We start from the raw sequence: 12,743 nt of genomic DNA, 5'->3' as shown, positions 1-12,743 counted from the left end.
GTGCCCGGAAATGTTCACGCCGGGCGGGGAACCGCCGCGCCACCGGCCCACGTCCTTCCCCCCGTGCAGCGAGATGGCACTGGGGCCCCCCGCCCGGCGGACGGGAGTCTGGGGACGGGCCCCGGGACACGCGACGAGCGTTCCGGCGCACCGACCGAGACGGAGCCGGCGACGGTCGTCCACCGTCCCCTCCGGCGGGTCGGGCTGGCGGGCCTGGCCCTCCACCTGACCCTGGCCCTCTGGCTGGTGCTCAGACCCCTGCCGGTGGCCTGGGTGTACGACGCCAACCTGACCCCGCTCGCCTCGCTCCGCTCCTCCACCACCTGGCAGGTGGTCGGCGAGTTCCTGCTGCTCGCGCCGCTCGGCGTCCTGCTCCCGCTGGCCGGCGGCCGGATCCGGGCCCGCTGGCTGCCGTCCTTCCTGCGCACCACCGGCGTCTCCGCCCTGCTGGCGACCGGCCTGGAGTTCCTCTCCTCCTGGGCGCCCGGGCACGTCCTCAACGTGGACCACATACTGCTCGCCGTGATCGGCGTGATGGCCGCCCACCTGGCCCTCGTCCCCGGCCTGCGCCACCTGCTGCTGACCGCCCGGCTCGGCCGGCCGACGCCACCCGCGCCGTCCGCGCCGTCGGTGCCGCAGGTGCCCGTGCTGGTCGGGCCGCCCGTCCCGGCCGCCGCCACCCCGGCGGTGCCGGTCGCGCCCCCGGCCCGCCCGCGCGCCTACGCCGGGCCCACGCCGCCGGCGGGCTGAGCCCGCGCCCGCACCACCCGACCACCGACCTCGACCAGCCCACCCGGCAGCGGCCCGGTCAGCAGGAGCGAACCCCGGCCCTGGGTGACGGCCAGCGGCCGGCCGAGCCGGGCGGTCAGCAGCAGGGCCGCCGCGCCCGTCGCCTCGTCCTCGTCGATCCCGTCGCCCCGGCCCGGGAAGGCCCGCGCCCGGACCGTCCCGGCCGCCTCGTCCTGCCACGCCCAGGCGTAGACCCACTCCCCGGGCGGCGGCACCCGCAGCGCCTCCACCTCGGCCGCCGAGCCGTACTGCCGCAGGGTGCGTCCCGGGGCCCACTCCGGCCGGGCCGCGATCCGCACCAGCCCGTCCTCGCGCCGGACGCCGACCGGTCCGGCCGCGGTGACCAACCGGTCCACCCCGAGCAGCCACGCCACGCCCACACACGGATGCCCGGCGAACGGCAGCCGCACGCTCGGCGTGTAGATGTCCACCTCCCCGCGCTCCGGATCGTCGACGAACACCGTCTCGCTGAACCCGAGCCCACGCGCCACCGCCTGCCGCTCCGCGCGCCCCGGCACGGCGGCGCCGTCACGCACCACACCGAGCTCGTTGCCGTACTCGCCACCGGGCCCGCAAAAGACCCGCAGCACCTCATAGCCAGTCATTTCCCACCCCGTCAATTGCCTTGGTCGCAGCAAAAACGCTCGGGGCGTACCACCCGAACGCCCCGCAGGGCGGCCGGCCCGTTCCGCCGCAGGGCGCCGCGCCCGTCGCGCCGACCCAGCCGGGCGTTCCCGCGCAGCCGGTGGCGGGCAACCCGTACGCCCAGCCCGGCCAGCCGCAGGCGTCGCAGCACCCGGCCGGCTGATCGCACCGTACGACGGCCGGAGGCCCTCCCGTCACCCGCTGGACCAGCGGCTGGCGGGAGGGCCTTCCGGCGTGCGGGGTCAGTTCCGGGTGCGCCGCGTGGCGTTGCGGCGGTGGGCCACGATCAGGGTGGCGAGGCCGAGGGCGATCGCCATCGCGCCGGTGATCGCCATCGGGGCGGAGGAGGGGGTGCCGCCGGTGGTGGCCAGCCGGGTGTCCGTCGCGGCGGCCGGGGCTGCCGCGGGCCGGGCACGGGCACCGGAGCCCGGGGCGGGCTGCGTGGTGCCGGCCTCCGGGCTCGGCGCCGCGGTGGTGATCTGCGCGGCCGGGGCGGTGGTCGGCCCGGTGGCCTGGGCCTGGAAGGCGGCGGGAGGGGTGGGGGCGGAGGGCGCCGCGGCCTCGATCCGGAAGTCGACCTTCGGGCTGGAGGTGCCCCGCTCGGTCCCGCCCGGGCCGGCCAGGCTGTACCCGCCGGCAAGGATCGACTCGGCGGTCGCCGGGGTGTCCGCGGTCCAGGCGAGCCGCAGCTCGACCGTACGGCTCTGGCCGCTGGGCAGCACGAGGACGTCGGCTTCCTTGGAGCCGCTGCGCAGGTCCATCTCCAGCTGGGTGGTGGGGAGTTCGGATCCGTCGGGGCCGCCGGGCGTGCCCGCGACCCATGCGCCCGCCTGGGTCCGGAACTCGAGCCTGGCCATGGCCGCGCGGAGCGGGACCTCGCCCTGGAAGACGATCGCCGGGACGACCCGGAGGTCCGTTCCGGTGCGGTTGCCGTAGACCACCGTGAACGTCCTCGCCCCGCCGCCGGCGGTGAAGGCGGCGGGCATGCCCTCGACCTTCACGTCCGGGAGCCCGACCGGGGCCGGGGTGCTCGGGCCGCCGACCGGGACGACGGTGAAGGCCGGGGTACCGCCGAACGCCTGGCTGACGCGCTGCTCGGGGGGCAGCGTCGGGTCCGTGACCACCGCGGTCAGGGCCGCGGAGGCCTGGCCGGGGGTGGCGTCGGCGGCGAAGGTCAGCCGCAGCCCGTAGGCGGCTTCGGCTCCGGCCGCCAGGTGGAGTTCGGTGGCGAAGGGGTCGAGGTCCCACCGCGCCCCGGTGGTGGAGCCGGGCCGCAGCGTGGCGTCCTGCCACTGGGCGCTGCCCGGCTTCCGGACCTGCAGGTGGAGCTGGTTCTCCTGCACGCCGGCGCCGAAGGTCGCGACGACGAAGTCGGTCGTGACGTCCAGCTGGTGGTCGGCGGTGTTCCTGAGGGTCGAGCCGAACTCGACGGTGCCGCCGGCCGGGACGGCGGTCGGGAAGCCGGTCGTGGTGACCGTGACGGGCGAGGCCGGGCCGTGCGGCGCCGGCCCGGGGGCGGGGGCGGTGGTGGTGGCCGCGGTAGCCGGGCCGGTGGGAACCGATGCGGTGGGGCCGGTCGTCGGGGTCGCGCGGGCGGCCGGGGCAGAGGCCAGGGCGAGGCCGGACACCAGGGCGGAAGCCGCGGCCACGGCGAGGAGACTGCGGGACTGACTGCGCAACGGAACCTCACGGAGGAATTCGGGCGGGACCCGAGAAGAGTGCGAAATCGCAGGCGCGAGGGGTCGCTCGAGGCCTCGAGGACGCCGCCGGACCGCCCCCCGCCGATCAGCGACCGCGGAATCATATCCCCCTGGTCGGACCGTTCGGCGAACGGGTTTTCGCACCCCGTCGACGGCCGGAGGGCGGGTTGCCCGGCCGCGCGGGGCCGTCGGCCTCAGGGGTTCCCCTGAGGCCGACCCCGACGTCCGGCTACGCCTCCCCGGTGACCTGCCGGGGTGGGGAATCGCCTGGTGGGCTGAGGCTTCCGGGCCGCCGGCCGCCGAGTATGGAAGTACGCCCGCCGGACCAGCCGGACCGGGCCCGGCCCAAGGAGCAGACATGAGTGCCCGCCTCGCCCGTCCCCGCCACAACCGCGTCATCGCCGGCGTCTGCGCCGGGATCGCCGAGCGTTTCGGCCTGACCCCGTGGACCGTCCGGCTGATCTTCCTGCTCTCCTGCCTGCTCCCCGGCCCGCAGTTCCTGCTCTACCTCGCCCTGTGGGTGCTGCTCCCCCAGGAGCCGTGACGCCGTCCGTGCGGGCACGGCGACGGGCCGCCCGCTCCCGGGGTCTCCGGGGGCGGGCGGCCCGTCGTCGTACGGCGGCCGGGATCAGCCGAGCGGCAGGCCCGGGAGGGCGTTGGTGAGCCCGCCGACGGGGGTCTTGTCCAGGCCGGGGACGCTCGGGACGGCGCCGCGCTGCTGGGTGACCCCGGCGATCGGCGCGGCCTCGGCGGGCGCGGCCTGGCCGGCGGTGGGGGCCAGGGTGCCGAGGGTGCCGGCGACCTTGTCGCCGCCGGGCAGCTTGGCGGCGGTGTCGGTGACGGCACCGGTCACCGCGGGGTTCGTCACCGCGCCGGTGGGCAGCCCGAGGCCGCCGGTCGCCTGGCCGGCCGCCGCGGAGGCGGTGCCGGCGCCGACCGCCGCGATCGCGATGCCGAGCGCCGCGGTGCCGGCGGCCTTGAGAGCCTGCTTCATGGTTCGTCCCCTTGGGTCCTCGTCGGTGGCCGACATCGCACTCGCGACCGGCTGCCGGACGGCCGCCGCAGCGGCCTGTCATCAGTGACTGGCACACCGTAGTGACAGGGTCGCGTGAGAACCAAAGGGCCTTCACTCACTCGAGTGAGTAGTCGGATGAACGCCAACTTCCCCACCGGAAAGCCGCGTTCACCCGACCACTGAACGGCCCTGCTCAGTTGCCGGCGACACCCGTGCTGAACAGCCATTCCGCCTTGAGCTCGGCGTAGCCCGGCTTGATCACGTCGTTGATCATCGCCAGCCGCTCGTCGAAGGGGAGGAACGCGGACTTCATCGCGTTCACCGTGAACCACTCCATGTCGCCGAGCGTGTAGCCGAAGGCCTCCACCAGGTGGCCGAACTCCTGGCTCATGCTGGTCCCGCTCATCAGGCGGTTGTCGGTGTTCACGGTGACCCGGAACTTCAGCCGGCTGAGCAGCCCGATCGGGTGCTCGGCGTACGAGGTGGCGGCCGCGGTCTGGAGGTTGGAGGTCGGGCACATCTCCAGCGGGATGCGCTTGTCGCGCACGTACGCGGCCAGCCGGCCGAGCTGGACGCTGCCGTCCTCGTTCACCGTGATGTCGTCGACGATCCGCACGCCGTGGCCGAGCCGGTCGGCGCCGCAGCACTGCAGGGCCTCCCAGATCGACGGCAGGCCGAAGGCCTCGCCCGCGTGGATGGTGAAGTGGTTGTTCTCGCCCTTGAGGTAGTCGAAGGCGGCCTGGTGGCGGGTGGGGGGGTAGCCGGCCTCCGCGCCCGCGATGTCGAAGCCGACGACGCCCTGGTCCCGGTGGCGGTTGGCCAGCTCGGCGATCTCCTGCGAGCGGGCGGCGTGCCGCATCGCGGTGATCAGGGTGCCGATGCGGATCCGGTGTCCGGCCGCGCGGGCGTTGGCCTCGCCCTGGCGGAAGCCCTCCTGGACGGCCTCGACGACCTCGTCCAGGCTCAGGCCGCCCTCCAGGTGCTGCTCGGGGGCGTAGCGGACCTCGGCGTAGACGACGCCGTCCGCGGCCAGGTCCTCGGCGCAGTCGGCGGCGACCTTGATCAGGGCGTCCCGGGTCTGCATCACGGCACAGGTGTGCGCGAAGGTCTCCAGGTAGCGGACCAGCGAGCCGGAGTCGGCGGCCTCGCGGAACCACTCGCCGAGTTCCTTGGGGTCGGTGGTGGGGAGGCCTTCGTAGCCGGTCGCGGCGGCCAGCTCGACGATGGTCTCCGGGCGCAGCCCGCCGTCCAGGTGGTCGTGCAGCAGGACCTTCGGCGCGCGGCGAATCTGGTCGGCGGTGGGGATGCGCGGGCCCGTGCCCGCGGTGGTGACGGGGATCTGCTTCTCCATTACGGAAATATAGCCCCTACGCGCGTAGACCGACCACCGCGCACAGCACCGAATGGTCCAAACTCGCCCCGGAATTCCACCGCCCGGTCCATACGATCCGCCAATCAGTCGTGGTGCAGCAGCCGCCCCCGACGGGACAGCACGAAGTCCCGGAACGCCGCGACCGGCGGGGTCAGCGGCCGGCCGGCCGCCCAGGCCAGCCCGATCGCCCGCCGGGTCCGCGGGGCGGTCACCTCCAGCTCCACCACCCCCGGTCGCGGCACCAGCGCGGGCGGCAGCAGCGCCACCCCCAGCCCCGCCGCGACCAGTCCGCGCAGCGTCTCGGTCTCCTCGCCCTCGAAGGCCAACCGGGGCACGAACCCTGCCTGGGCGCAGAAGCCGTCCGTGATCACCCGCAGCCCGTAGCCCTGCTCCAGCCCGACGAACGGCTCCTCGGCCACCTCCGCCAGCCGGATCCGCCGCCGGCCGGCCAGCCGGTGGTCGGCCGGCACCACCAGGTTCAGCCGCTGCTCGTCCAGCGGCCTGGCGGTGAAGGCCGGCCCGTCCGGCAGCGGCGCCACCAGGCACAGGTCCAACTCCCCCGCCCGCAACCGCTCCAGCATCGCCATCCCGTAGTCCTGCACCAGCTGGAACCGCACCTGCGGGTGCTCCGCCCGGAAGCCCCGCAGCAGCGCCGGGACGGCGTCCGGCCCCATCGTGTGCAGGAAGCCGAAGGCCACCCGCCCGGCCGTCGGGTCCGCCTCCGCCCGGGCCGCCTCCGCGCCGCGCTCCACCTCCGCCAGCGCCCGCTCCACCGAGGCCAGCAGCAGCCGGCCCGCCCTGGTCAGCCGGACCGCCCGGCCCTGCCGGGCCAGCAGGTCCACCCCGAGGTCCGCCTCCAGCCGGGCCACCGCGCGCGACAGCGTCGGCTGCGGCACCCCGAGCAGCGCCGCCGCCTGCGTCACGTGCTCCAGCCGGGCCACCGCGGCGAACTGCGCCAGCCGCGGCGCCAGCAGCACGGCCGGCTCCTCCGGCCCCAAACCGGCCGCCCGGTACCGCTGTTCCGTGCCGTCAGACCCCTCGAACGCCGCCATCCCGCCGGCCACCTCCACTCATGCGCCAGTGCATCGATCATCCACTGTTCATGCATTGGACGCATCAGCGGCGCCGGGCCTACCGTCGACGGCATGCAGCCCGCCGATACCAGGGCGTCCGCGCCCGCCCCCGCCCCGTTCCAGGACGACCGCCACCGCCCCGGCCAGCGCGACTTCCGCCGCGCCAACCTCGCGCTGTTCGCCGCCGGGATCGCGACCTTCGTCCTGCTCTACTCGACCCAGGGCCTGCTGCCGGTCCTCTCGGCCGACCTCGACCTCACCCCCGGCCAGGCCAGCTGGACGGCCTCCGCCGCCACCCTCGGCCTCGCCCTCGGGCTGCTGCCGGCCAGCGCGCTGTCCGACCGGTACGGCCGCACCGCGGTGATGACGGCCTCCGTCCTCACCGCCACGGTCCTCGCCGCCGCCCTGCCGCTCGCGCCGGACCTCACCACCCTGGTCGCGCTGCGCGTCGTCCAGGGCGCCGTCCTCGCCGGACTGCCCGCCACCGCGATGGCCTACCTCGCCGAGGAGGTCCACCCCAGCGCCCTGGCCTCCGCGATGGGCCTGTACGTGGCCGGCAACAGCATCGGCGGCATGGGCGGGCGCCTGCTCTCCGGCTGGACCGCCGCCGCCCTCGGCTGGCGCTGGGGCCTGGCCGCCTCCGCCGCCCTCGCGCTGCTCGCGGTGCTCGCCTTCCGGCTGCTGATCCCCGCCGCCCGGCACTTCGCCCCGGCTGCGGTGGACGCCCGTGCGCTCGCCCGTACGGTGGGACGGCACCTGAGCAATCCGCTGCTGGTTCGGCTGTACGCGCTCGGCATGCTGTTCATGGCCGTGTTCGGCGCGGTCTACAACACCGTGGGCTACCGGCTGATCTCCGCGCCGTTCCACCTGCCGGAGTCGGTCGCCGCCTCGATCTTCACGGTCTACCTGGTCGGCACCGGCACCTCCGCCGCGGCCGGCCGCCTCTCCGGCCGCCTCGGACGGCGCGGCGCCCTGTACGTCTCGATCGGCGTCACCGCGGCCGGCCTGCTGCTGTCCCTCGCCGACTCCCTGGTCTGCGCGCTGCTCGGCCTGGTCCTGATCACCGCCGGCTTCTTCGCCGGCCACGCCACCGCCTCCTCCGCCGTCGGCCGCACCGCCACCGAGGGGCGCGCCCAGGCCTCCGCGCTCTACCTGATCGCCTACTACCTCGGCAACAGCCTCGGCGGCACCGTCGGCGCGGACGCCTACCACGCCACCGGCTGGCCCGGCGCCGCCACCGTCGGCCTTGCCGCCATGGCCATGGCCGCCGCGGTGACGCTCTACGCCACCCACCGGGCGCACGTCACGAGGCGTGCGGTCGCGGACGCTTGACAACGGACGCCGATACACTCCGGATATGAGCATCGATCCTGCTGTGTACACCAGGCTGCTCGAGATCGCGGATCAGCTGCCGAGGGTGCCGGGGATAGGGAAGATCGAGATCGCCGACGGTCAGATCGTCATGATCATGTCGCCGGTGAAGCGCCACGAGCTCGCCGTCCTGCGCATCGCCCGACAGCTCAACGCCCAGCTGCCGTCCACTCACCCGGGTCACATCGCCTACCACGGCGCGGACCTGCAGGACGCCGGACTCGGTCAGCTGCGCAACCCGGATCTGATGGTCTTCCCCGAGGCGACCCTGGAGGGCGAGCAGCGAGCCGTTCTCCCGCACGAGGTGGTGCTCGTGGTGGAGGTCGTGTCCGCCTCCAATCCCGAGAACGACTACCGCAACAAGGTCCGCGACTACTCGGCCATGGGCATCCCGTTCTACCTGATCGTCGATCCCCGCACCGGCACCGGCGTCGTGCATTCCGAACCGGGCTACGAGTCCCGGGAGAAGTTCGTCTTCGGCGACAGGATCGCCGTCGGCCCCTGGACCATCGACACCAGCGGTCTGCTCACGTACGCCTGACCCGGCGTACGCGAGCAGACCTCGGGACACTCAGGCGATGCGGTCCAGCACGATCGGGTTCGGGGTGAACTCCGTGCCCGCCGGGGAGACCCGGATGCCGTCCTTGAGCGCCTCGATGGCGTAGTCGTAGCGCTCCGGGGTGTCCGTGTGGAGGGTCAGCAGCGGCTGGCCGGCCACCACGGTGTCGCCCGGCTTGGCGTGCATCTCGACGCCGGCGCCGGCCTGCACCGGGTCCTCCTTGCGGGCGCGGCCGGCGCCCAGGCGCCAGGCGCAGACACCGACGGCGTAGGCGTCCAGCTCGGTGAGGACGCCGGAGGCGGGGGCCGGGATGACGTGCTGCTCGCGGGCGACCGGGAGCGGTGCGTCGACGTCGCCGCCCTGGGCGGTGATCATGCGGCGCCAGTGGTCCATCGCGGAGCCGTCCCGCAGGGCGTCGGCCGGGTCCTTGCCGTGCACGCCGGCCGCGGCGAGCATCTCGCGGGCGAGCGCGAGGGTCAGCTCGACGACGTCCGCCGGGCCACCGCCCGCGAGCACCTCGACGGACTCCCGGACCTCCAGCGCGTTGCCCGCCGTGAGGCCGAGCGGGGTGGACATGTCGGTCAGCAGGGCGACGGTGTTGACGCCGGCGGTGGTGCCGAGGCCGACCATGGTGCGGGCGAGCTCGCGGGCGTCGTCCAGGTTCTTCATGAAGGCGCCCGAGCCGACCTTGACGTCCAGGACGAGTGCGCCGGTGCCCTCGGCGATCTTCTTGGACATGATCGAGGAGGCGATCAGCGGGATCGCCTCGACGGTGCCGGTGACGTCGCGCAGCGCGTAGAGCTTCTTGTCCGCGGGCGCGAGGCCGTCGCCGGCCGCGCAGATGACGGCGCCCGCGTCGCGCAGCACGTCCATCATCTCGTCGTTGGAGAGCAGGGCCCGCCAGCCCGGGATGGACTCCAGCTTGTCCAGGGTGCCGCCGGTGTGGCCGAGGCCGCGGCCGGACAGCTGCGGGACGGCCGCACCGCAGGCGGCGACCAGCGGGGCGAGCGGGAGGGTGATCTTGTCGCCGACGCCGCCGGTGGAGTGCTTGTCGCTGGTGGGCAGCGGCAGCGAGGAGAAGTCCATCCGGACGCCCGAGCGGATCATCGCCTCGGTCCAGCGGCTGATCTCCCGCGGCTTCATGCCGTTCAGCAGGATCGCCATGGCCAGCGCGGACATCTGCTCGTCGGCGACCTCGCCGCGGGTGTAGGCGTCGATGACCCAGTCGATCTGAGCGTCGCTCAGCTCTCCGCGGTCGCGCTTGGTCCTGATGACGGAGATGGCGTCCATGCGTGCTCCCAGTGGGGTTTCTAAAAGCGAAAAGCGTCAAAAGCGAAGAGTGCCGCGAGATGACCGGGTTCCGGCCCACTCGCGACACTCTACGCGCGTAACAAGAATCGAGGCTAGAGCCGCTCCGGCCCGAACGCGTCGGGCAGGACCTCGCTCATCGGCTTCACGCCCGAGGCCAGCTCGATCAGCAGATCGGGGCCGCCGTGCTCGTACAGCAGCTGCCGGCAGCGCCCGCACGGCATCAGCAGCTCGCCCGCGCCGTCGACGCAGGTGAAGGCGACCAGCCGGCCGCCGCCCGAGGCGTGCAGCGCGGACACCAGCCCGCACTCGGCGCACAGGCCGAGCCCGTACGAGGCGTTCTCCACGTTGCAGCCGCTGACCACCCGGCCGTCGTCGACCAGCGCGGCCGCGCCGACCGGGAACCTGCTGTACGGGGCGTACGCGTGACCCATGGCCTCGCGCGCCGCCTCGCGCAGCCGCTCCCAGTCGATCCCGTCGGGCGCGGGGGCGGTCACTTGCCCTGGCCCTTGCGGTAGATCTGGCCGTCCGCCTTGGGCATCCGCAGGCGTTGCGAGGCCAGCGAGAGCACCACCAGGGTGATCAGGTACGGCGTGGCGACGATCAGCGGACGCTGGACCTCGTCGGTCAGCGCGTACCAGGCACCCAGACCGCCGGCCACCACGAAGGAGATCACCGTCGCGGTGTACTTGCGGCGGTACAGCTGCCACAGGGCGAGCAGCGCCATGGCGATCGAGACCGTCAGGATCAGCACGTGGACCGACTCCGGGTCGCGCAGCTGGAGGCTGTCGGTGAAGCCGAACAGACCGGCGCCCATGGCGAGACCGCCGGGCATCCAGTTGCCGAAGATCATCGCCGCGAGGCCGATGAAGCCGCGGCCCAGGGTCTGGCCGTCCTTGTAGAAGTGCGCGGCGACCAGCGAGAGGTACGCACCGCCGAGGCCCGCGAAGGCGCCGGAGGCGATGACCGCCAGGTACTTGTACTTGTAGACGTTGACGCCGAGCGACTCGGCCGCCGTCGGGTTCTCACCGCAGGAGCGCAGCCGCAGGCCGAACACCGTCCGCCAGAGCAGGAAGTAGCTGCCCACGATCAGCACCGCCGCCAGGACCACGACCACCGAGAGGTTGGTGACCAGACCGCCGAGCACGCCGGCGATGTCCGAGATCAGGAACCAGTGGTGGTTCTCGATGGTCTTCAGGCCCGAGGACAGCCCCGGAACGGTGATGTACGGCAGCGGATCCGCCGGCGGGGACTGGTTCGCACCGGCACCGGCCGAGATGTAGTCCTTGTAGTAGATCCGGTTGACGTACGCGCAGATCCCGGGGATCAGCAGGTTGATGCCGACGCCGGAGACGATGTGGTCGACGCCGAAGGTCACCGTGATGATCGCGTGCAGCAGACCGCCGAGCGCGCCGCCGAGCATGCCGGCCAGCAGGCCGACCCACGGGTTGACCAGGTAGCCGGCCCAGGCGCCGCAGAAGGTGCCGGCGACCATCATGCCTTCGAGGCCGATGTTGACCACACCGGCCCGCTCGGACCAGAGACCGCCCAGACCGGCCATGCCGATCGGCACGGCGGAGCCGAGGGCCGCGGTGACCTGCCCGGAGGAGGTCAGCGAGTGGTTGCCGGTCACCATGCCCACGGCGGCGAACAGCACCAGGGCGCCCGCGATCAGGAGCAGGACGACCGGCCAGGACAGCTTGCGCTTCTTCGCGGGCGCGCCCGGCGCCTTCGGACGAGCGGCAGTCGCCGTGCTCATGCCGACACCTCCTTCTTCTCAGTGGCCGCGAGCTGGGCGGCGAGCTGGGCGCCGACCTTCTGCTGCTGGCGCTTCAGGCCGTAGCGGCGCACGAGCTCGTACGCGACGACGACGCAGATGACGATGGTGCCCTGCATGACCGCGACGATCTCGAACGGGAACCCGCCCTTCAGTGGCAGCTGGGAGCCGGTGGCGTCCAGGAACGCGAACAGCAGCGCCGCGAAGGCCATGCCGATCGGGCTGTTGCGACCGAGCAGGGCGATCGAGATGCCCAGGAAGCCCAGGCCCGGCTGGAAGCTCTGCCCGTAGTAGTACGAGTTCTGCAGCAGCTCGGGCAGGCCGATCAGACCGGCGATCGCGCCGGAGACCACCATCGAGATGACGACCATGCGCTTGACGTTCACGCCGGACGCGGTCGCGGCGGACTCCGAGCGGCCGGTGGCCCGCAGGTCGAAGCCGAAGCGGGTGCGGGTCAGGGTGAACTGGAACAGCACACCCACCAGGACGGCGATGAAGAGGAAGCCCCAGAGGTCGCCACCCGCGGTGGGGATGGTGAAGAAGTGGCTGGACTCGGAGACCGGCTCGGTCTGGATCGAGTTGCTGGTGCCGCTCACCTTCGGCGCGAAGACGCCGGGGACGAGCAGCAGACCGACGATGGAGACCGCGATCGCGTTCAGCATGATGGTCGAGATGACCTCGCTGACACCGCGGTAGACCTTCAGCAGACCGGCGATGCTCGCGTAGAGGCCGCCGGCCAGCATGGCGGTGACCAGCAGCAGCGGGATCTGGATGATCGCCGGCAGGTCGACCTGGGCGCCGATGTACGCCGCGAACAGCGCCGCGACCTTGTACTGGCCCTCGACGCCGATGTTGAACAGGTTCATCCGGAACCCGAACGCGGCGGCCGCGGCGGCGAGGTAGTAGGTGGTGGCCCGGTTGAGGATCAGCACCTGGCCGTCCGACTTGGTGGCGTACGTGATCATCACGTTCCACGCGTCGAACGGGTTCTTGCCCGAGGTCGCCAGCAGGACGGAGCAGATCGCGACGGACAGCACGACCGCGAGCACCGGCGCGGCCAGTGCGAGCACGATCCGCTCACCGCTGATCCGCTGCGCCAGGCTGGGCTTCGCTGCGGGGTTGGGACTGGTCATG

General features: G+C 73.4%; 14 protein-coding genes. 5 read left to right on the top strand and 9 right to left on the bottom strand.

The window, feature by feature from the left end; genetic code table 11:
* A complete protein-coding gene (locus tag ACGF07_RS18335) occupies nucleotides 1-750 on the top strand; it encodes a VanZ family protein (protein ID WP_392899838.1) in 750 nt (249 codons plus the stop codon).
* On the opposite strand, the gene ACGF07_RS18330 is transcribed toward ACGF07_RS18335, so the two are convergent.
* On the bottom strand, nucleotides 720-1,394 hold the full coding sequence (locus tag ACGF07_RS18330) for a PhzF family phenazine biosynthesis protein (protein ID WP_392899835.1): 675 nt from the start codon (nucleotides 1,392-1,394) through the stop codon (nucleotides 720-722). The genes ACGF07_RS18335 and ACGF07_RS18330 overlap by 31 nt on opposite strands.
* Nucleotides 1,395-1,414: 20 nt before the next feature.
* Here ACGF07_RS18330 and ACGF07_RS18325 point away from each other — a divergent pair, with 20 nt between their 5' ends.
* Complete coding sequence (locus ACGF07_RS18325) at nucleotides 1,415-1,597, top strand: hypothetical protein (protein WP_392899833.1); 183 nt, start codon at nucleotides 1,415-1,417, stop codon at nucleotides 1,595-1,597.
* Nucleotides 1,598-1,676: 79 nt separating this feature from the next.
* On the opposite strand, the gene ACGF07_RS18320 is transcribed toward ACGF07_RS18325, so the two are convergent.
* Nucleotides 1,677-3,083, bottom strand: a complete 1,407-nt coding sequence (locus ACGF07_RS18320; RefSeq protein ID WP_392899831.1) for a hypothetical protein — start codon at nucleotides 3,081-3,083, stop codon at nucleotides 1,677-1,679.
* A 409-nt stretch (nucleotides 3,084-3,492) separates the two neighbouring features.
* On the opposite strand from ACGF07_RS18320, the gene ACGF07_RS18315 reads away from it, so the two are divergent.
* Nucleotides 3,493-3,678, top strand: a complete 186-nt coding sequence (locus ACGF07_RS18315) for a PspC domain-containing protein (RefSeq protein ID WP_350735952.1) — start codon at nucleotides 3,493-3,495, stop codon at nucleotides 3,676-3,678.
* A gap of 84 nt (nucleotides 3,679-3,762) precedes the next feature.
* Here the strand turns inward: ACGF07_RS18315 and ACGF07_RS18310 are convergent, their stop codons facing one another.
* The 3 genes from ACGF07_RS18310 to ACGF07_RS18300 form a co-directional block, all read right to left on the bottom strand.
* Complete coding sequence (locus tag ACGF07_RS18310; protein ID WP_350735949.1) at nucleotides 3,763-4,128, bottom strand: ATP-binding protein; 366 nt, start codon at nucleotides 4,126-4,128, stop codon at nucleotides 3,763-3,765.
* 214 nt (nucleotides 4,129-4,342) lie between these two features.
* Nucleotides 4,343-5,500 (bottom strand): adenosine deaminase, encoded by a 1,158-nt coding sequence (locus tag ACGF07_RS18305; RefSeq protein WP_350735946.1) that lies wholly within the window; start codon nucleotides 5,498-5,500, stop codon nucleotides 4,343-4,345.
* Between the two features lie 104 nt (nucleotides 5,501-5,604).
* A complete protein-coding gene (locus ACGF07_RS18300; RefSeq protein WP_392899828.1) occupies nucleotides 5,605-6,573 on the bottom strand; it encodes a LysR family transcriptional regulator in 969 nt (322 codons plus the stop codon).
* 93 nt (nucleotides 6,574-6,666) lie between these two features.
* Here ACGF07_RS18300 and ACGF07_RS18295 point away from each other — a divergent pair, with 93 nt between their 5' ends.
* Together ACGF07_RS18295 and ACGF07_RS18290 are read left to right on the top strand one after the other, a co-directional pair.
* Nucleotides 6,667-7,926 (top strand): MFS transporter, encoded by a 1,260-nt coding sequence (locus tag ACGF07_RS18295; protein WP_392899825.1) that lies wholly within the window; start codon nucleotides 6,667-6,669, stop codon nucleotides 7,924-7,926.
* Nucleotides 7,927-7,951: 25 nt separating this feature from the next.
* Nucleotides 7,952-8,506 carry a Uma2 family endonuclease gene (locus ACGF07_RS18290; protein ID WP_392899822.1) on the top strand — a complete coding sequence of 185 codons (555 nt, stop codon included), beginning with the start codon at nucleotides 7,952-7,954 and terminating at the stop codon, nucleotides 8,504-8,506.
* A gap of 30 nt (nucleotides 8,507-8,536) precedes the next feature.
* Here the strand turns inward: ACGF07_RS18290 and ACGF07_RS18285 are convergent, their stop codons facing one another.
* From ACGF07_RS18285 to ACGF07_RS18270, 4 genes are all read right to left on the bottom strand, one after another.
* On the bottom strand, nucleotides 8,537-9,814 hold the full coding sequence (locus ACGF07_RS18285; RefSeq protein WP_350735935.1) for a thymidine phosphorylase: 1,278 nt from the start codon (nucleotides 9,812-9,814) through the stop codon (nucleotides 8,537-8,539).
* A 113-nt stretch (nucleotides 9,815-9,927) separates the two neighbouring features.
* A complete protein-coding gene (locus ACGF07_RS18280; protein WP_350735932.1) occupies nucleotides 9,928-10,329 on the bottom strand; it encodes a cytidine deaminase in 402 nt (133 codons plus the stop codon).
* The gene (locus tag ACGF07_RS18275) at nucleotides 10,326-11,591 is read right to left on the bottom strand and encodes an ABC transporter permease (protein WP_350735929.1); all 1,266 of its coding nucleotides are present in this window, start codon (nucleotides 11,589-11,591) and stop codon (nucleotides 10,326-10,328) included. Before ACGF07_RS18275 ends, ACGF07_RS18280 begins: the two co-directional genes overlap by 4 nt.
* Nucleotides 11,588-12,742, bottom strand: a complete 1,155-nt coding sequence (locus ACGF07_RS18270) for an ABC transporter permease (protein WP_350735926.1) — start codon at nucleotides 12,740-12,742, stop codon at nucleotides 11,588-11,590. Before ACGF07_RS18270 ends, ACGF07_RS18275 begins: the two co-directional genes overlap by 4 nt.
* Between the last annotated feature and the right edge of the window lies 1 nt (nucleotide 12,743).

It is taken from the genome of Kitasatospora sp. NPDC048194 (assembly GCF_043202455.1).
Lineage (GTDB): Bacteria > Actinomycetota > Actinomycetes > Streptomycetales > Streptomycetaceae > Kitasatospora.
The sequence above is the reverse complement of the archived record's forward strand: the minus strand, read 5'-3'. Positions and strand labels throughout refer to the sequence as shown.

Bases quoted from the DNA above. Each gene is read 5' to 3' on its own strand.
- ACGF07_RS18305 (WP_350735946.1), bottom strand. From the start codon at position 5,500: ATGGAGAAGCAGATCCCCGTCACCACCGCGGGCACGGGCCCGCGCATC.
- ACGF07_RS18285 (WP_350735935.1), bottom strand. From the start codon at position 9,814: ATGGACGCCATCTCCGTCATCAGGACCAAGCGCGACCGCGGAGAGCTG.
- ACGF07_RS18330 (WP_392899835.1), bottom strand. From the start codon at position 1,394: ATGACTGGCTATGAGGTGCTGCGGGTCTTTTGCGGGCCCGGTGGCGAG.
- ACGF07_RS18290 (WP_392899822.1), top strand. From the start codon at position 7,952: ATGAGCATCGATCCTGCTGTGTACACCAGGCTGCTCGAGATCGCGGAT.
- ACGF07_RS18300 (WP_392899828.1), bottom strand. From the start codon at position 6,573: ATGGCGGCGTTCGAGGGGTCTGACGGCACGGAACAGCGGTACCGGGCG.
- ACGF07_RS18275 (WP_350735929.1), bottom strand. From the start codon at position 11,591: ATGAGCACGGCGACTGCCGCTCGTCCGAAGGCGCCGGGCGCGCCCGCG.
- ACGF07_RS18310 (WP_350735949.1), bottom strand. From the start codon at position 4,128: ATGAAGCAGGCTCTCAAGGCCGCCGGCACCGCGGCGCTCGGCATCGCG.
- ACGF07_RS18270 (WP_350735926.1), bottom strand. From the start codon at position 12,742: ATGACCAGTCCCAACCCCGCAGCGAAGCCCAGCCTGGCGCAGCGGATC.
- ACGF07_RS18315 (WP_350735952.1), top strand. From the start codon at position 3,493: ATGAGTGCCCGCCTCGCCCGTCCCCGCCACAACCGCGTCATCGCCGGC.
- ACGF07_RS18295 (WP_392899825.1), top strand. From the start codon at position 6,667: ATGCAGCCCGCCGATACCAGGGCGTCCGCGCCCGCCCCCGCCCCGTTC.